Raw genomic sequence first — 16,809 nt, 5'->3', positions numbered from 1 at the left:
GGGTTGGGAAAGGTTGGTACGTCCGCCGGCAGGTTTCCTGGCTCACGGGTCGCCGCATCGCCGTCCGCCTTCCCGGCCGCGAAGGGCCAGTGGCATGATGGACGGGACGCTCGCCGCTTACAGTTGCGGGGGCAGCCGCGGCATTGGCGCTTCCAGGAAGCTCCGCACCGCATTCCCTATTATCCCCGCCGCCCGTCAGGACGGGCAGGGCACCGTCGGACTGCCACCATCGCAGTGCCGCGCGCGTTTGGCAAGCCCGCAATAAGGCGTCTGCTACACGGATGATCTTGCACGCAGACATTTTGGGTGCTGTCATGTTTGCTGGACAGAGTGTCCGGAAATCCGACACTTTCCAACGCAAGGATTGGAGAGGAAAGGACGGACACCGCAGGAAAACCGGCGGAAAACAAAGGGCCGGACGGCCAGACCGAAGCATGCCCGGTCATGGCACGCTTCGTGCGTACAACAATCGATGAAACGTCCCGCCGCATGGCGGCCCCCGGGCTGGAAGCCCGGAATAAAAGGACGAACGGGAGGAGAATTCGCGACCGATGAACGCCGCACCAAACGACGACATCATCCTGGAAGCGCGCAACCTGACAAAGGAGTTCAAGGGCTTCGTGGCGGTGAAGGAGGTGAACCTTCAGGTTCGCCGCGGCACCATCCACGCGCTGATCGGCCCGAACGGCGCCGGCAAGAGCACGGTGTTCAACCTGCTGACCAAGTTCCTGACGCCGACGCGCGGCCAGATCCTCTACAAGGGCCGCGACATCACCCGCACCAAGCCGGCCGACATCGCCCTGATGGGTCTGGTCCGCTCCTTCCAGATCTCCGCCGTCTTCCCGCATTTGAGCGTGCTGGAGAATGTCCGGGTGGCGTTGCAGCGGCCGCTTGGCACCAGCTTCCATTTCTGGAAGTCCGAATCATCCCTCTACGACCTGCATCACCGGGCGCTGGAACTGATCGAGGCGGTCAACCTGTCCCCCTGGGCCAACCATCTGGCGGCCGAGCTGCCCTATGGCCGCAAGCGCGCGCTGGAGATCGCCACCACCCTGGCGCTCGACCCGGAGGTGATGCTGCTCGACGAGCCGCTGGCCGGCATGGGCCATGAGGACATCGAAGGCACCGCGGATCTCATCAAGCGCGTCGCCGCCGACCGCACCGTGCTGATGGTCGAGCATAATTTGTCGGTCGTCGCCCACCTGTCGGACACCATCACCGTGCTGCGCCGCGGCGAGATCCTGGCGGAGGGACCCTACGAGGTCGTCTCCAAGAACCCGCAGGTGATGGAAGCTTATATGGGGACCGGACATGCCTGACGGCGCGATGACCAAGACCGCGATGCTGGAGATCGCCGACCTGCACGGCTTCTACGGCGAAAGCCATGTGCTGCACGGCGTCAGCCTGGAGGTGCGGCAGGGCGAGGTGGTGACGCTCTTGGGCCGCAACGGCGCCGGCAAGACCTCCACCATGCGCGCCATCATGGGGATCATGGGCAAGCGCACCGGCTCCATCCGCTTCCAGGGCACCGAGCTGATCGGCATGGCGCAGCACAAAATCCCCCGTCTCGGCATCGGCTATGTGCCGGAGGAGCGCGGCATCTTCTCAAGCCTCAGCGTGGACGAGAACCTGACGCTGCCGCCGGTGGTCAAGGACGGCGGGATGACGGTCCCGCAGATCTACGATCTGTTCCCCAACCTGAAGGGCCGCGGCTCGACCCAGGGCACGCGGCTGTCGGGCGGTGAGCAGCAGATGCTGGCGATCGCCCGCATCCTGCGCACCGGCGCCAATCTGATCCTGCTGGACGAGCCGACCGAGGGTCTGGCCCCCGTCATCATCGAGCAGATCGGCGTGGCGGTGCGGGCGCTGAAGCAGCGCGGCTTCACCATCGTGCTGGTCGAGCAGAACTTCCGCTTCGCCGCCACCATCGCCGACCGCCATTACGTGATGGAGGAAGGGCATGTGGTCGACATGATCCCCAACGACCAGCTCCACGCCAACATGGACAAGCTCCACACCTATCTCGGCGTGTAGGCGGTCCAGCCCCCCAACGTCATCGGCAAGTGCGCCGCCCCGCCCCAATCATGGGCGGAGCGGCGAATCGCCGGATTTGTGCCTGCCTGCGGCATCGGTTCCCCGCCATGGGAACCGGCCGACAATAAAACCAAGAGGGAGAGACCTTCCGATGCGCACGCTTCTTCTCGCCGGCACCGCCCTGCTGACGCTCGCCGGGACTGCGATTCCGGCCGCCGCCCAGGTGTCGGACAACGTCATCCGCATCGGCGTGCTGAACGACCGTTCCGGCATCTACGCCGATCTGGCCGGTGAGGGCTCCGCCATCGCCGCGCGGATGGCGGCGGAGGAGTTCGGCAACAAGGTCGCCGGCGCGCCCGTCGAGATCGTCGTCGCCGACCACCAGAACAAGGCCGACATCGCCGCGTCGAAGGCGCGCGAGTGGGTGGACACCGGCGGCGTCGACGTCATCGCCGACGTGCCGAACTCCGCCGCCGCCCTGGCGGTGCAGGGGATCACCAAGGACAAGAAGCGCATCTTCCTGATGTCCGGTCCGGGGGCGACCGCGCTGACCGGCGCGCAGTGCAGCCCCTACGGCTTCCACTGGACCTACGACAACTATGCCATGGCCGCCGGCACTGGCCGCGCTCTCTACGAGCAGGGCAAGAAGAAGTGGTTCTTCGTGACCGCCGACTACGCCTTCGGCCAGTCGCTGGAGGAGGAGACCACCAAGATGGTGAAGTCGCTGGGCGGCACCGTCGCCGGGGCGGTCCGCCATCCGCTGGGCACCGCCGATTTCTCGTCCTTCCTGTTGCAGGCGCAGGGCTCGGGCGCCGACGTGATCGGGCTGGCGAATGCCGGCGGCGATACCGTCAACGCGGTCAAGCAGGCGGCGGAGTTCGGCATCACCCAGTCGGGCCAGAGTCTGGCCGGCCTTTTGATGTTCATCTCCGACGTGCATGCGCTGGGCTTGCAGGCGGCGCAGGGGCTGATGTTCACCGAAGGCTTCTACTGGGACATGGACGACCAGACCCGCGACTGGTCGAAGAAGTTCGAGGCCAAGGCCGGCAAGAAGCCGACCATGGTGCAGGCCGGCGTCTATTCGGCGGTGAAGCATTACCTGAAGGCGGTCGAGGCGGCGAAGACCGACGACGCCGACAAGGTTGCCGCCAAGATGCGCGAGCTGCCGGTGGAGGACATGTTCGCCAGGAAGGGCAAGGTCGCCGCCAACGGCCGCATGTTTCACGACATGTATCTGGTCCAGGTGAAGACCCCGGCCGAGTCGAAGGGGCCGTGGGACTATTACAAGGTGGTCAAGACCATCCCGGCCGACACCGCCTTCATGGACCCGAAGCAGAGCGGCTGTCCGCTGGTGAAGTGAGGAGTTGAGTCGTCACCCGGCCTTGCCCATGGGCGAGGCCGGGTGACGACAATCGACGGTCCCTGATCCAAAACAAAAACAACACCAACGAACCGGGAGAGATGCGGAGATGGTCAGCCTGCTGGGAATCCCGCCCCAAGTGCTGTTCGGGCAGCTTCTGCTCGGCCTCATCAATGGTTCCTTCTATGCGCTGCTCAGCCTCGGGCTGGCGGTGATCTTCGGCATGTTGAACGTCATCAACTTCGCCCATGGCGCGCTCTACATGGTCGGCGCCTTCGTGGCGTGGCTGCTGCTGACCTATGCCGGGGTCGGTTATTGGGGGGCGCTGGTGGTGGCACCGCTGGTGGTCGGGCTGCTCGGCATCGCGCTGGAGAAGTCAATGCTGTCGCGGCTCTACAAGCTCGACCACCTCTATGGCCTGCTGCTGACCTTCGGGCTGGCGCTGATCCTGGAGGGGGCCTTCCGCCACCAGTATGGTGTGTCGGGCCAGCCCTACCCGATCCCCGACGCGCTGAAGGGCGGGCAGAATCTCGGCTTCATGTTCCTGCCCAACTACCGCGCCTGGGTCGTCGTCGCCTCGCTGACCATCTGCTTCGGCACTTGGTTCGCCATCGAGCGGACCAAGCTGGGCGCCTATCTGCGGGCGGCGACGGAGAACCCGACGCTGGTGCAGGCCTTCGGCATCAATGTGCCGGTGATGGTGTCGCTGACCTACGGCTTCGGCGTGGCGCTGGCCGGGCTGGCCGGCGTGCTGGCGGCACCGATCTATCAGGTGTCGCCGCTGATGGGCTCCAACCTGATCATCATCGTCTTCGCCGTGGTGGTGATTGGCGGCATGGGCTCGATCCTGGGCGCCATCGTCACCGGCCTCGGGCTGGGGCTGTTGGAGGGGCTGACCAAGGTCTTCTACCCGGAAGCCTCCAACATCGTCGTGTTCGTCGTGATGGCGATCGTCCTTCTCATCAAGCCCGCGGGCCTCTTCGGACGGGAGCGCTGATCCATGAGCGTCGCCAGCAATTCCACCCACGTCGCCCTGCGCGGCCCCGCCCGCGGCACCGGAACGGCGATGATCGCCGCCGCCCTGCTGCTGGTCGCCGTCGCAGCCCCCTTCGTGCTCTATCCCGTTTTCCTGATGAAGGTGCTGTGCTTTGCGCTGTTCGCCTGCGCCTTCAACCTGCTGATCGGCTTCGCCGGCCTGCTCAGCTTCGGCCATGCCGCCTTCTTCGGCAGTGCCGCCTACATCGCCGCCCACACGGTGAAGGTCTGGAACTGGGCGCCGGAGTTCGGGCTGATCGCCGCCACGGCGGTCGCCGGGCTGATGGGGCTGGTCTTCGGCCTGATCGCCATCCGCCGGCAGGGCATCTATTTCGCGATGATCACGCTGGCGCTGAGCCAGATGGTGTTCTTCCTGGCGCTGCAGCTTCCCTTCACCCATGGCGAGGATGGCATCCAGGGCGTGCCGCGCGGCACCCTGTTCGGGCTGTTCGACCTCAACCAGCCGCTGACCATGTACTACGCCGTGCTGGCGATCTTCGTCGGCGGCTTCGCCCTGATCTGGCGCACCGTCCATTCGCCCTTCGGGCAGGTGCTGAAGGCGATCCGCGAGAACGAGCCGCGCGCCGTCTCGCTGGGTTACCGCACCGACCGCTACAAGCTGGTCGCCTTCGTGCTGTCGGCTTCGCTGGCCGGTCTCGCCGGCGGGACCAAGGCGCTGGTGTTCCAGCTCGCCAGCCTGACCGACGTGACCTGGCAGATGTCGGGCGAGGTGGTGCTGATGACCCTGCTGGGCGGCATGGGCACGCTGTTCGGGCCGGTGGTGGGTGCGGGACTGGTGGTGACGCTGGAAAGCTACCTCGCCTCCACCAGCCTGCCGGTGCCGGTGGTGATCGGCTGCATCTTCGTCGTCTGCGTCCTGGTCTTCCGCCGCGGCATCGTCGGCGAGCTGCTGGCCCGGTTGCCCAAGCGGGGGCGTTGAGCCAGCCATTCCTTTCCGCGAAACGTCTCCAGAAACTCCCCCAGGGGGGACCGAAAGGTCCCCCTCTTTTTCCTTTTTCGCTCACCCGCATGGGTTGCGAATCCGGAAAAGGAGAGTGCCTATGGCGGAGGATGTAGAGAACAGGTCGGGGTTGCCTTTTTAAAAGCTCCCCCGGTGTGCCGTGCCGCCAAGGTCTGGTCTGATGAACGGGTGCGGATCGACTCCGCGCACCCGCCCGATTCTGTGCGCCTTCCCTTTAATCCGACGGATGGGCTACTATGTTGACCTCTGATATTGTTGGCAAATTGCGCTGCAATGCAGCAGGCTCCGCCGCCGGTCCGCTGGCGGGCATCGATGCCGGGGCAACGAGAATCGGGCCTGTTTGGGAGGGTGACGTGGGCGACACCGTCGATTTCGAAGCGTTGCGCCAGCGGGCGGTCCACTCCCTGTTCGAACATCTGGAATCCATGTGCGTCGGCGCCGTCGCCGTCGACCACAACGCCCGCATCGCCTGGATGGACGAGAAGTACAAGGCTCTGCTGGGTGTGCCCGGCGATCCGCGCGGCCGGCCGGTCGAGGAAGTCATTCCCAACAGCCAGCTGCGCCGGGTGATCGACAGCGGCCAGCCGCAGCCGCTGGACATCATGGAGTTCGACGACCGCTCCTTCGTGGTGACGCGGATGCCGCTGTTCGGCACCGACGGGTCGATCATCGGCGCCATCGGCTTCGTGCTGTTCGACCGCGCCGAATATCTCCGCCCGCTGGTCCGCAAATACGAGAAGATGCAGGAGGAGCTGGCCCGCACCCAGCAGGAGCTGGCGCATGAGCGCCGGGCCAAATACTCCTTCTCGCAATTCCTCGGCGCCAGCGAATCGATCCGCGAGATCAAGCGGCTGGGCCGCCGCGCCGCCCAGATGGACTCGACCGTGCTGCTGCTGGGCGAGACCGGGACGGGGAAGGAGCTGCTGGCCCAGGCCATCCATTCCGCCAGCCCGCGGGCGGCCAAGCCCTTCGTCGGCGTCAATGTCGCCGCCATTCCGGAAACCCTGCTGGAGGCGGAGTTCTTCGGCGTCGCCCCCGGTGCCTATACCGGCGCCGACCGCCGTCACCGCGAGGGCAAGTTCCAGTTGGCCAACGGCGGCACCCTGTTCCTGGACGAGATCGGCGACATGCCGCTGCCGGTGCAGGCGAAGCTGCTGCGCGTGTTGCAGGAGCGGGAGATCGAGCCGCTCGGCTCCAACAAGGTGGTTCGGGTCGACGTCCGCATCATCGCCGCCACCAGCCGTGACCTGCACGCCCTGGTGCGCGAGAAGCAGTTCCGCGCCGACCTCTATTACCGGCTGAACGTGGTGCCGATCACCCTGCCGCCGCTGCGCGACCGGCCGGAGGACATCGAGAGCATCGCCGACCGCATCCTGGAACAGCTGGCGATCCAGCAGGGCACCCCGCCGCGCGAACTGCTGGAATCGGCGGTGCAGGTGCTGCGCGACTATGACTGGCCCGGCAATGTGCGCGAGCTTTACAACACGTTGGAGCGGGTGGTGGCGCTGACCGACGCGCCGATCCTGACGGCGCCCCACATCCGCAGCGTGCTGCCCGGCACCCAGCATCCGGCCGGCGCGTCGGCCCTGCCGCTGGCGGTGGGCGCGCGGCCGTTGCAGGAGGTGCTGCACGCCGCCGAACGCCATGCCATCGCCGCGGCCCTTGAGGAGGCCAACGGGGTGAAGGCACGGGCGGCGAAGCTGCTGGGCATTTCGCGCGCGTCGCTGTACGAACGCATGGTGACGCTGGGGCTGGGGGCGACGCAATAAGAGGCTGCCGGCTTTAAATTCCGTATTGCGAAACCTTGTTCCGTTGACGCGCTGTCCCGCCGCTGGCAGGATCGTACTGCTATGGTTTGCGGGAGGGACGGGTCATGCGCAGGCGGGAAGAGGCTCTGGTCGCCGACGATCTGACGGATGACGAGAAGGACCCGCGCTTCGTCACCGCACTTGCCCGTGGGCTGGAGCTGCTGCGCGCCTTCCGCCGCAACGAATCGATGCTCGGCAATCTGGAACTGGCGCAGCGCACCGGCCTGCCCAAGCCGACGGTGTCGCGGCTGACCTACACGCTGGCGAAGCTGGGCTATCTTGCCTACGATCAGAATACCGGCAAATACCGGCTCGGCACTTCGGTGCTGGCGCTCGGCTATGCCAGCCTGTCGGGCATGGGCATCCGGCAGGTGGCGCGGCCGCTGATGCAGGAGTTGGCCGACCAGACCGGGCTGGCGGTGGCGCTGGGCGGGCGCGACCGGCTGAGCATGATCTATCTGGAATGCTGCAAGGCCACCGGGCCGATCACCCTGTCGCTCGACGTGGGCTCCCACATCAAGCTGTCGACCACCGGCATGGGCCGCGCCTATCTGGCGGCCTTGCCGGAGGCGGAGCGCGCGCCGCTGATGGCCAAGCTGGAGGAGCATGAGGGGGAGCGCTGGCCGGAGATCCGCGATGGCATCCTCCAGGCCATCGAGGATTACCGGACGCGCGGCTATTGCCGCTCCATCGGCGCCTGGAAGTCGGAGGTGCATGCCGTCGGCGTCCCCTTCGTGCCGCGCGACGGCTCCCAGGTGCTCGCCTTCAACTGCGGCGGACCGGCCTTCATGGTCGATCTGAAGAAGCTGGAGGAGGAGTATGCGCCGCGACTGGTGGCGATGGTCCGGCGGATCGACGCGACCTTGTTCAACGGGTGAGACGCTGGGCAAGCCGGTTACCCGATCCGTTTCGATCGGTTTTTCCTATTGAGATCTTCTGAAAAATCGATTGGACGGGACAGTCGTTTAAAGCGATCCTTTGAATCGTTCCAGACAGGATACCCGATCCGGGCTGTCCTGTTCGGCCGGCCGACCGTTCGGTGCCAAGGATGACCGGCCCCCCGGAAAGGCGGAGAATTCGGGGATGTGCGGGCACGTTCAATCCAACGCCCCGCGGTCTCCTCCCTTCCGGGTTCTGGCCGTCCCGATTCCGGCAACTGCCGATCTCCGGCGCGCCGTCAGGCCGCCCGGACCCGCGACAGGAAGCCGTTCACCTCATTGCGCAGGCGTGCCACCTGCGCCGTTGCATTCGGGAACCCTTTGCGCCGGTCGGCCGTTTTCGGGATACGGCTGGATTCCGGCAGGGGAGACGAAGCTTGGCAGGTGGCTTGACGGACTGGCTGGTGCAGGTGATGCACAACCTCCACTATGTCGGGATTTTCTTTCTCGTGGCGCTGGCACGGGTCTTCCCGCCATTACCGGCCGAATCCGTGATCCCGCTGGCCGGGATCGGCGCTGCGACGGGGGAGTTCACCCTGTTCGGAGTCGCCATCGCCGGCGGGCTCGGCTCGCTGGCCGGCCAGCTGGTGTGGTTCCTGCCCAGTCGGCTGATGGGGCGCGACCGGCTGGAGGCCTTCCTGAAGAAATACGGCCCCTGGCTGACCATCAACCCGAAGAAGGTGCGGCAGAGCACCGACTGGTTCGCCAAGCGCGGCGGGCTGGCCGTTCTGTTCTCGCAGCCGGTGCCGGGGGTGCGGACGCTGATTTCCATCCCGGCCGGCGCCTGCAAAATGTCGATCCTGAACTACTCGCTGGCGTCGGGCATCGGGTCGGTGCTGTGGACGCTGCTGCTGGCCTGGACCGGCTACATGCTGTCGACCTGGCCCTTCGCCCACCGGCTGGTCGGCTATTTCACCATCGGGCTGCTGGTGGTGCTGGTGGGCCTGTATCTGTGGCGGCTGACCAGACACCTGCATCTGCTGCGCAAGGGCGGTGCGACCCGGGAGGTGCCGAGCGTCACGCCATCTGCGGGCTGAGGGAACGGCTGAGAGATTTCAGGCCGTCGCCATCCCGACGATGCCGGTGGCGGCCATGCCCAGTGCCCACAGGCCGAACAGGCCAAGCGCCACGCCGGTGCAGTGGTTCAGCATGGTCAGGCCGCGGTCGGAGATGCGGTGGCGCACGGCGGCCACCCCCATCGACAGCGTCATCCACCACAGCGACGAGCCGATGAAGACACCCAGCACCAGGGTCGAGGCTTCCAGCCGGTCCAGCGTGCCGCCCAGCCCGAAACCGGCGAAGATGGCGATGAAGGCCATGATGGTCGCCGGATTGGTCAGCGTCAGCGACAGGCCGGTCATGAAGCCGGCGAGCCAGGATTTGGTGTCGGGGGCGGAGGCCGCCTCGCGCTCCTCCGCGTCGGGATGCTGGCGGAAGGTGCGGACCGCCACCACCAGCAGGAAGATGCCGCCGACCAGCTGGAAGGCGATTTCGTGGCCGCGCAGGAAGCTGAGCGCCGCCGACACGCCGAAGGCGGCGATGGCGCCATAGACGGTGTCGGCCACCGCGGCGCCGAATCCGGTAAAGAAGCCCATCAGGGGCCCATGCTGCAAGGTGCGGCGGATGCACAGCAGACCGATCGGCCCGACGGGTGCGGCGATGGCGAATCCGAGAACGATTCCCTGCAAGAGCACCCAGACTTGGTCCACCGAGCGTCGCCCCCAAGTTTTCTATGACCGGATTTTTGTGGCGGTGGTCGTCGCCAGTTCGTCGCAACGACTATCGGCGGGGGTGATAAACGCCCCCGTCCCCGCCGTCAACCAGGGTATCAACCGGGGGCGACCCGATTCGCTCCACTGTTTCGTCCGCTTTCCCTGTTGTGTGAAATCATGGCGCGGTTATCCTTTCGGTCAAGTTTCCGCAGTCGGGAGTGGGTGGGACATGAAGACGCGTATTCTTGCAGCCATGCTGGCGATGACCGCAGCCGGGGCGGCCGGTGCCCCGGCGCTGGCCGACGATTTCGCGCCGGCCGTGGTGTTCGACCAGGGCGGCAAGTTCGACAAGTCCTTCAACGAGGCGGCCTATAACGGCGCCGAGCGGTTCAAGAAGGAAACCGGCACCGCCTACCGCGAGTTCGAGATCACCAACGAGGGCCAGCGCGAGCAGGCGATGCGCACGCTGGTGCGCCGCGGCGCCTCGGTCATCGTCGCCGTCGGCTTCTCGCAGACCGCGGCGGTGGACAAGGTGGCGAAGGAATCGCCCAAGACCAAGTTCTGCCTGATCGACGACAAGCTGGACGCCCCCAACGTCCAGTCGGTGACCTTCAAGGAGGAGGAAGGATCCTTCCTGGTCGGCATGGCGGCGGCGCTGGCGTCGAAGACCGGCAAGGTCGGCTTCGTCGGCGGCATGGACATCCCGCTGATCCGCAACTTCCTGACCGGCTACGAGCAGGGCGTGAAGCATGTCGCCGCCGGTGACGAGGTGTTCGTCAACATGACCGGCACCACCCCGGCCGCCTGGAACGATCCCGGCCGTGGGGCGGAGCTGGCCAAGAGCCAGTTCTCGCGCGGGGCGGACGTGGTCTTCGCCGCGGCGGGCGCCACCGGTCTCGGCGTGCTGCAGGCGGCGGCCGATGCCGGCAAGCTGTCGATCGGCGTCGACAGCAACCAGAACCATGTCCATCCCGGCAAAGTGCTGACCTCGATGGTCAAGCGGGTGGACGTCGTCGTCTATGATTGCATGAAGTCGGCGAAGGACGGCAGCTGGAAGGCCGGCCACCGTGTCGTCGGGCTGAAGGAGGATGGCGTCGGCTATGCGCTCGACGACAACAACCGCAAGCTGATCACGCCTGAGATGGAAGCGAAGCTGGAAGAGGCGAAGAAGCAGATCATCGCGGGCTCGCTGGCGGTCAAGCCGTACCAGCCGTAAGCGGGCGCTTCATGACGCAGGAAAGCGCGCCGATCGCCCTGGAAACGGTGGCGATCAACAAGTGGTTCGGCACCAACCATGCCAACCGCGACGTGTCGCTGTCGGTCCCGGCCGGCACCATCCACGGGGTGATCGGCGAGAACGGCGCCGGCAAGTCGACGATCATGAGCATCGTCTACGGCTATCTGCGCGCCGACAGCGGGGAAATCCGGGTGAACGGCAATCCTGCCGCCATCCGGACCCCACGCGACGCGCTAGCCGCCGGCATCGGCATGGTCCATCAGCACTTCATGCTGGTGGACCCCTTCAGCGTGCTGGAAAATGTGCTGCTGGGGGCGGAAGGCGGGGTCACCCTGGCGGGCGGACTTGCCCGCGCGCGGGCCGAACTGACCCGGCTGGCCCGCGATTACGGGCTGGAGGTCGATCTCGACAGCCCGGTCGGCGATCTGCCGGTCGGCGCCCAGCAGCGGGTGGAGATCCTGAAGGCGCTCTACCGCGGCGCCGACATCCTGATCCTCGACGAGCCGACCGGCGTGCTGACCCCGCAGGAGGCCGACCATCTGTTCCGCATCCTGCGGGCCCTGCGCCAGCAGGGCAAGACGGTGATCATCATCACCCACAAGCTCCGCGAGATTATGGAACTGACCGACAATGTCACGGTAATGCGGCGCGGGCAGGTGGTCGCCAACGTCGCCACCCGCGACACCAGCCGGGAACAACTGGCCGAGCTGATGGTCGGCCGCAAGGTGCTGCTGCGCGTCGACAAGACGCCAGCCAAGCCGGGCGCCGAGGTGTTGCGGGTTGAGGGGTTGCGGGTGCGCGATCCTTCCGGCGTGGAGCGGGTGAAGGGGGTCGGGCTGTCGGTGCGGGCCGGCGAGATCGTCGGCATCGCCGGCGTGTCCGGCAACGGCCAGTCCGAACTGCTGGAGGCGCTGGCCGGCATGCGTCCCATCGCCGGCGGTTCCGTCCGCCTGCGCGGGGAGGAACTGGCCGGACGGTCGGACCGCTTCAACGCCCGCGCGCTGCGCGGCCTGGGCGTGGGCCATGTGCCGGAGGACCGGCAGAAGGTCGGCCTCGTCACCAGCTTCTCGGCGGAGGAATGCTCGATCCTGGGCTTCCAGGACGATCCGGCCTGGAACGGTAGGGTGCTGCTGGACCGCGACGCGGTGGCGGCCAGTTGCGCCCGCCGGATGGAGGAGTACGACACCCGCCCGCGCGACGGGGCGCTGGCGGCGGCCAACTTCTCCGGCGGCAACCAGCAGAAGATCGTGCTGGCCCGCGAGATCGAGCGGAACCCCGACCTGCTGCTGGTCGGCCAGCCCACCCGCGGCGTCGACATCGGCGCCATCGAGTTCATCCACCGCCGGCTGGTGGCCCTGCGTGACCAGGGCAAGGCGATCCTGCTGGTCTCGGTCGAACTGGACGAGATCCGCGCGCTGTCCGACCGCATCGTCGTGATGTTCGACGGCCACATCGTCGGCGAGGTGATGCCGGACCGGGCGGACGAGAAGACGCTGGGGCTGATGATGGCGGGCTGCGGGTGAGGGGCGTCGCTCCTCACCAGGGAACGGTCCGCCCCTGATAGTCGAGATATTCCAGGCCGGGCCTGCCCTGCTTGGCGAGGAGGACATCGACCAGCTTCGGAATGCTGTCCTCGATTGAAAGCGGTGCGTGCTCGCCGCCGAGCGCCGTCCGAATCCAGCCCGGCGCCATTACAGCCAACGGGCGGCCTGTACTGGCCTGACGTGCCGCGAAGCTGCGCATGAACATGTTCAGCGCCGCCTTGCTGCCGCGATAAAGCTCGCGCTGGCCGGAGAGGTTGTTGGCGATGCTTCCCTGCCCGGAGGACATCACCCCGATCAACCCCGTGGCGGAGACTGTGCCCTCCAGACTTTCGATGACGCGCATCGGGCCGAGGGCGTTGGTGAGCATGATGTGGATGAACTCGTCGGTCGAGACCTCGCCGACGGTCTGGGACGGGTCGCGGTTGGCGGTGCCGGCATTGACGAACAGCATGTCGAACGTCCTGCCCGACAGCTTTTCGCGCAGGGCGGCCAGCTGGTCTGGCACGCAGATGTCCAGGCTTTCGATCTCGACCCGGCCGGGATGGTCGTCCGCCAGATCGTGCAGTTCGGTGCGGGCGGTTCCGCGCACCGTGCCGAGGACGTTCCAGCCCTTCTTCAGGAACTCCGCCGCCATGGCATGGCCAAGGCCGCGCGACGCGCCGGCGATAAGAATGCTGCGGCGGGACTCCGTGGGGAACGGTTGCATGGGATCGCGGCTTTCGCTGTTGATGTCCATGCCGATATGCATCCCGGCCGTTTTATGCACCAGACGCACAGGATGCAAAGATCGATTGCATCAGGCGCTGTGTATCGGCCGGCTGTCCGGCTATCCTGTGCCGATGCAGGCCGTCGACTTTAACCTTCTTCTGCCGCTGGATGCGCTGCTCACCGAACGCAGCGTGACGGGGGCCGCCCGCCGTCTCGGCCTGAGCCCTTCGGCGATGAGCCGGACGCTGGCGCGGCTCCGCCGGGTGACGGGCGATCCGCTGCTGGTCCAGGCCGGCCGCGGCCTCGTTCCAACACCGTACGCCGAGGAGATTTCCGGGCAGGTCCATGCGCTTTGCCGTGATGTGCAGGCGGTCCTTCGGCCCGCCGCCGGCCAGCTGGATCTCGCGTCGGTCCATCGCACTTTCACCATCCGCGCCGGCCAGAGTTTTGTGGAGCTGCTGGCAGCATCCGTGATGGCTGAAGTGGCGGAAGCCGCTCCGCATGTCCGCCTCCGTTTCGTACCGAAGCCGGACAAGGAGGCGGAGCCACTGCGGGACGGGCGGATCGATCTGGAGATCGGCGTGCTCGGCAGCTCGGCGCCCGAATTGCTGACGCAGCTTCTGTTCCGCGACAGGCTGGTCGGCGTCGCCCGCAGCGGGCATCCCATCCTCGCGGACGGCGCGGTGACGCCGGAGCGCTATGCCGCCTGCGGCCATGTCGCCGCATCGCGCCGGGGCGAGTTCCATGGACCGGTTGACGATGCGCTGGCGGAGTTGGGCCTGAGCCGCAACGTGTCCCTGGTCGTTCCACGATACCCCGACGCGATGCGGGTCGTTGCCGGGTCGGACCTGATCGCGGCGGTGCCGCGCTCCTGCCTGGGCAACGGGCTGACGGCCGGTCCTGCCGTCGGCCAGGGACTGGTCAGCTCGGGATTGGAAAGCTTCGATCTGCCGGTGCGGACGGCGGAGTTCGCCATCTCCGCCATCTGGCACCCGCGCCTCCAGGCCGACCCGGCCCACCGCTGGCTGCGCGAGACCATCGCGGCGGTGTGCCGGCGGGCTTATCCGTAAGGACGGCCCGCCTCCATGCACCCTGACCCGGTTACTTCGCGAACAGCTGCGACATGTCGGCGAAGGCCTTGAACTCCAGCGCGTTGCCGGCGGGGTCGAGGAAGAACATGGTGGACTGCTCGCCGACCTGACCCTTGAAGCGGGTGTAGGGTTCGATCACGAACCTGATGCCGGCGGCCTTCAGCTTCTCGGCCAGGGCGTCCCAGTCGGCGGGCTGGAGCACGACGCCGAAATGCGGGACCGGCACGTCGTGACCGTCCACCGGGTTGTGGTGGGCCGGAGCGGCGCTGGGGTCGCGCGGCTTCAGGTGGGCGACGATCTGATGGCCGAACAGGTCGAAATCGATCCATTCGTCGCTGCTGCGCCCCTCCGGGCAACCCAGGACGGTGCCGTAGAAATGGCGGGCGGCGGCCAGATCGTCGACCGGGAAGGCGATGTGGAAGGGCGTCAGCGTCGTCATCGGAGGGTGGCCTTTCGCGACCGGAGGACAGGTGGCTGCCAGGGATGGCTGTTGGTGCCCCAAGCAGAGCTTATCCCTGTGGACTTGACAAACGAGTTCTCGGACAGAGATTTATGAGTTCAACTCATGATTCGGATTGTCCATGCCCGACCGCGTCCTGCCGTCGCTCAACGCCGTCCGCAGCTTCGTCGCGGTGGCCCGCCATCTCAGCTTCACCAGGGCGGCGGACGAGCTGTCGGTGACCCAGGGGGCGGTCAGCCGCATGATGCAGACCCTTCAGGCCGATCTGGGCGTGGAGCTGATCCGCCGCGTCGGCCGCGGGGTCGAGCTGACGCCGACCGGGGCAGCCTTCTATGGCGAGGCGTCGGCGGCGCTCGACCGCATCGCCGCGGCGGCGCGGGCCGCCCGCGCGCAGGAGGGCGGGGTACTGCGGGTCAGCGCGCTGCCGACCTTGACGCAACGCTGGCTGATCCCGCGGCTGAAGCGCTTCCAGGCTGACAATCCCGACATCCAGGTCGAGGTCAGCATCGGCGAGCACCGCGTCGATTTCGCCAAGGAGCGCATCGACGTCGCCATCCGCTATGGTGTCGAGGACTGGCCGGGAGCGGAGATGGCGACGCTGATGCCGGAGACGATGGGCGTCTTCTGCACGCCGTCGCTGCTGGAGCAGGGACCGCCACTGCGTCACCCCACCGATCTGGCGCAGCACCGTCTGTTGCAGCACACCACCCGGCCCGATTCCTGGCGCGTCTATCTCGCCGCCTTCGGCCTGCCGCTGCCCGAGGCGGCGCTGTCGCTGGCCTTCGAGCATTTCTTCATGATCATCGAAGCCGCATCGGCCGGCATGGGGGTGGCTCTGCTGCCGGTCTTCCTGGCTGCGGACGATGTGGCGTCGGGGCGGCTGGTTCAGCCCTTTGCGGAGACTCTGCGGCCGCGCGGCCGCTACCTGATCGCCCACGCGCCGGGGGCCGAGCGGGCCCGCCGCGTCCGCCGCTTCAAGGACTGGCTGCTGACCGAAGTCGAGCAGGGTACCGGAGTTTGAGTCCTGACTAGACCGTGTCCTTCCGTTCCCAGGGCGGCGTCGGCAGCGTCATGCCGTGGTTGCCGCGATAGGCGGCGACCTCCGGCGACGACCAGCCCGCCAGCAGCGCCGAGTCCAAGCGATAAACCTCGACTCCCAGCGGGCGGCAGACCTCCAGCGGGTCGCGGGCGTCCGGTCCCCACAAGGGCACGCTGAGGTCGCCGCCGGGGCAGGTCGACAGGGCGCAGAGCAGGTCGATCTCGGCGAAGAACTCCAGGAAATCGCCCTTCTTGGCCGGGCAGGCCTTCATGAAATACTTGTCCTCGGCGTTCAGTCCGGTGACCTGGAAGACGTTCAGCACGTCATGCACGTCGAACTCGGTCAGGCCATAGGGAGCGACGGCGCGGGTCAGGTTGGAATGGCAGTGATGGTGGAAATCCTCCCCCGTCAGCATGCGGTTGACGTAGGGATCGCAGCGGGTGCCCAGCAGGTCGTGGACCCGGCCGCCATACTCGTCGATGCCGTAATCGGCCAGCGTGTCGTGGGTGATGGTCGCCAGCGGCCGCAGATAGGGCAGGGTCGACCACAGCCGGTCGAACGTGCTGACATGCGCCTGCTGGAGCTGCCGCGTGCGCGAGGCCCAGAAGCGTTCGCGCGGGTTGTGGCGGTTCCAGATGTTGAGGTCGGCGACCTGCGGCCCCTCGATGGTGACGATGCGGAAGACGTGGCCGGCCGGCACGGTCCAGGCGCGGCCGGAGCGGATCGGCACGACGAAGCTGTCGACCAGTTCCCGCCCCTCGGTCTGCGAGCCGACGCGCCCGTAAAAGGTGCGGTCGATGTCGAGCGCCGACCCCTTGCTGGCCTGATAGGCGGCGGGATAGCTGGGCATCGCGGACTCCT

Annotated in this window: 16 protein-coding genes and 1 riboswitch; of the genes, 12 read left to right on the top strand and 4 right to left on the bottom strand. The window is 67.0% G+C overall.

From position 1 onward, the window contains the following. Positions 1 to 10: 10 nt before the first annotated feature. Positions 11 to 232: riboswitch (cobalamin riboswitch) on the bottom strand. A 319-nt stretch (positions 233 to 551) separates the two neighbouring features. The 8 genes from J2848_RS10575 to J2848_RS10540 all read left to right on the top strand — a co-directional run bounded on the left by J2848_RS10575 (position 552) and on the right by J2848_RS10540 (position 9,194). Continuing rightward, on the top strand, positions 552 to 1,319 hold the full coding sequence (locus J2848_RS10575) for an ABC transporter ATP-binding protein (RefSeq protein ID WP_149230981.1): 768 nt from the start codon (positions 552 to 554) through the stop codon (positions 1,317 to 1,319). Next, a complete protein-coding gene (locus J2848_RS10570; RefSeq protein ID WP_149230980.1) occupies positions 1,312 to 2,034 on the top strand; it encodes an ABC transporter ATP-binding protein in 723 nt (240 codons plus the stop codon). Before J2848_RS10575 ends, J2848_RS10570 begins: the two co-directional genes overlap by 8 nt. A gap of 151 nt (positions 2,035 to 2,185) precedes the next feature. Continuing rightward, positions 2,186 to 3,394, top strand: coding sequence for an ABC transporter substrate-binding protein (locus tag J2848_RS10565; protein ID WP_149230979.1), 1,209 nt, complete (start codon positions 2,186 to 2,188; stop codon positions 3,392 to 3,394). 109 nt (positions 3,395 to 3,503) lie between these two features. Continuing rightward, positions 3,504 to 4,391 carry a branched-chain amino acid ABC transporter permease gene (locus J2848_RS10560; protein ID WP_149230978.1) on the top strand — a complete coding sequence of 296 codons (888 nt, stop codon included), beginning with the start codon at positions 3,504 to 3,506 and terminating at the stop codon, positions 4,389 to 4,391. A 69-nt stretch (positions 4,392 to 4,460) separates the two neighbouring features. Further along, the gene (locus J2848_RS10555) at positions 4,461 to 5,369 is read left to right on the top strand and encodes a branched-chain amino acid ABC transporter permease (RefSeq protein WP_246193842.1); all 909 of its coding nucleotides are present in this window, start codon (positions 4,461 to 4,463) and stop codon (positions 5,367 to 5,369) included. 395 nt (positions 5,370 to 5,764) lie between these two features. Beyond that, the gene (locus J2848_RS10550) at positions 5,765 to 7,180 is read left to right on the top strand and encodes a sigma-54 interaction domain-containing protein (RefSeq protein WP_246193794.1); all 1,416 of its coding nucleotides are present in this window, start codon (positions 5,765 to 5,767) and stop codon (positions 7,178 to 7,180) included. Positions 7,181 to 7,284: 104 nt separating this feature from the next. Next, positions 7,285 to 8,097 carry an IclR family transcriptional regulator gene (locus J2848_RS10545; protein WP_149230975.1) on the top strand — a complete coding sequence of 271 codons (813 nt, stop codon included), beginning with the start codon at positions 7,285 to 7,287 and terminating at the stop codon, positions 8,095 to 8,097. 437 nt (positions 8,098 to 8,534) lie between these two features. Beyond that, complete coding sequence (locus tag J2848_RS10540; RefSeq protein WP_149230974.1) at positions 8,535 to 9,194, top strand: DedA family protein; 660 nt, start codon at positions 8,535 to 8,537, stop codon at positions 9,192 to 9,194. Positions 9,195 to 9,212: 18 nt separating this feature from the next. Here the strand turns inward: J2848_RS10540 and J2848_RS10535 are convergent, their stop codons facing one another. After that, positions 9,213 to 9,866: a LysE family translocator gene (locus tag J2848_RS10535; RefSeq protein WP_149230973.1), complete on the bottom strand. Its 654-nt coding sequence runs from the start codon at positions 9,864 to 9,866 to the stop codon at positions 9,213 to 9,215. 232 nt (positions 9,867 to 10,098) lie between these two features. Between J2848_RS10535 and J2848_RS10530 the strand changes: the two genes are divergently transcribed. Together J2848_RS10530 and J2848_RS10525 are read left to right on the top strand one after the other, a co-directional pair. After that, positions 10,099 to 11,085, top strand: coding sequence for a BMP family lipoprotein (locus tag J2848_RS10530; RefSeq protein ID WP_149230972.1), 987 nt, complete (start codon positions 10,099 to 10,101; stop codon positions 11,083 to 11,085). 11 nt (positions 11,086 to 11,096) lie between these two features. Beyond that, positions 11,097 to 12,629, top strand: a complete 1,533-nt coding sequence (locus J2848_RS10525) for an ABC transporter ATP-binding protein (protein WP_149230971.1) — start codon at positions 11,097 to 11,099, stop codon at positions 12,627 to 12,629. A 13-nt stretch (positions 12,630 to 12,642) separates the two neighbouring features. Here J2848_RS10525 and J2848_RS10520 read toward each other — a convergent pair whose 3' ends face one another. After that, on the bottom strand, positions 12,643 to 13,386 hold the full coding sequence (locus J2848_RS10520) for an SDR family NAD(P)-dependent oxidoreductase (RefSeq protein ID WP_246193793.1): 744 nt from the start codon (positions 13,384 to 13,386) through the stop codon (positions 12,643 to 12,645). A gap of 55 nt (positions 13,387 to 13,441) precedes the next feature. Between J2848_RS10520 and J2848_RS10515 the strand changes: the two genes are divergently transcribed. Next, positions 13,442 to 14,428 (top strand): LysR family transcriptional regulator, encoded by a 987-nt coding sequence (locus tag J2848_RS10515; protein ID WP_318605050.1) that lies wholly within the window; start codon positions 13,442 to 13,444, stop codon positions 14,426 to 14,428. A gap of 31 nt (positions 14,429 to 14,459) precedes the next feature. Here the strand turns inward: J2848_RS10515 and J2848_RS10510 are convergent, their stop codons facing one another. Beyond that, a complete protein-coding gene (locus tag J2848_RS10510; RefSeq protein ID WP_149230970.1) occupies positions 14,460 to 14,888 on the bottom strand; it encodes a VOC family protein in 429 nt (142 codons plus the stop codon). A 142-nt stretch (positions 14,889 to 15,030) separates the two neighbouring features. Between J2848_RS10510 and gcvA the strand changes: the two genes are divergently transcribed. Beyond that, positions 15,031 to 15,930, top strand: a complete 900-nt coding sequence (gene gcvA, locus J2848_RS10505) for a transcriptional regulator GcvA (protein WP_149230969.1) — start codon at positions 15,031 to 15,033, stop codon at positions 15,928 to 15,930. Between the two features lie 7 nt (positions 15,931 to 15,937). On the opposite strand, the gene J2848_RS10500 is transcribed toward gcvA, so the two are convergent. Further along, positions 15,938 to 16,798 (bottom strand): urea carboxylase-associated family protein, encoded by an 861-nt coding sequence (locus tag J2848_RS10500; protein ID WP_149230968.1) that lies wholly within the window; start codon positions 16,796 to 16,798, stop codon positions 15,938 to 15,940. Positions 16,799 to 16,809 lie beyond the last annotated feature (11 nt).

Origin of the sequence: Azospirillum lipoferum, from assembly GCF_024170005.1 — a bacterium.
In the GTDB taxonomy this organism is placed as follows: Bacteria; Pseudomonadota; Alphaproteobacteria; order Azospirillales; family Azospirillaceae; genus Azospirillum; species Azospirillum lipoferum.
The sequence above is the reverse complement of the archived record's forward strand: the minus strand, read 5'-3'. Positions and strand labels throughout refer to the sequence as shown.

What these genes read in the sequence shown, in the direction of transcription:
- J2848_RS10530 (WP_149230972.1), top strand. Translation starts at nt 10,099, where the DNA reads ATGAAGACGCGTATTCTTGCAGCCATGCTGGCGATGACCGCAGCCGGG.
- J2848_RS10500 (WP_149230968.1), bottom strand. Translation starts at nt 16,798, where the DNA reads ATGCCCAGCTATCCCGCCGCCTATCAGGCCAGCAAGGGGTCGGCGCTC.
- J2848_RS10575 (WP_149230981.1), top strand. Translation starts at nt 552, where the DNA reads ATGAACGCCGCACCAAACGACGACATCATCCTGGAAGCGCGCAACCTG.
- J2848_RS10525 (WP_149230971.1), top strand. Translation starts at nt 11,097, where the DNA reads ATGACGCAGGAAAGCGCGCCGATCGCCCTGGAAACGGTGGCGATCAAC.
- J2848_RS10520 (WP_246193793.1), bottom strand. Translation starts at nt 13,386, where the DNA reads ATGGACATCAACAGCGAAAGCCGCGATCCCATGCAACCGTTCCCCACG.
- J2848_RS10545 (WP_149230975.1), top strand. Translation starts at nt 7,285, where the DNA reads ATGCGCAGGCGGGAAGAGGCTCTGGTCGCCGACGATCTGACGGATGAC.
- J2848_RS10555 (WP_246193842.1), top strand. Translation starts at nt 4,461, where the DNA reads ATGATCGCCGCCGCCCTGCTGCTGGTCGCCGTCGCAGCCCCCTTCGTG.
- J2848_RS10565 (WP_149230979.1), top strand. Translation starts at nt 2,186, where the DNA reads ATGCGCACGCTTCTTCTCGCCGGCACCGCCCTGCTGACGCTCGCCGGG.
- J2848_RS10510 (WP_149230970.1), bottom strand. Translation starts at nt 14,888, where the DNA reads ATGACGACGCTGACGCCCTTCCACATCGCCTTCCCGGTCGACGATCTG.
- gcvA (WP_149230969.1), top strand. Translation starts at nt 15,031, where the DNA reads ATGCCCGACCGCGTCCTGCCGTCGCTCAACGCCGTCCGCAGCTTCGTC.
- J2848_RS10570 (WP_149230980.1), top strand. Translation starts at nt 1,312, where the DNA reads ATGCCTGACGGCGCGATGACCAAGACCGCGATGCTGGAGATCGCCGAC.
- J2848_RS10560 (WP_149230978.1), top strand. Translation starts at nt 3,504, where the DNA reads ATGGTCAGCCTGCTGGGAATCCCGCCCCAAGTGCTGTTCGGGCAGCTT.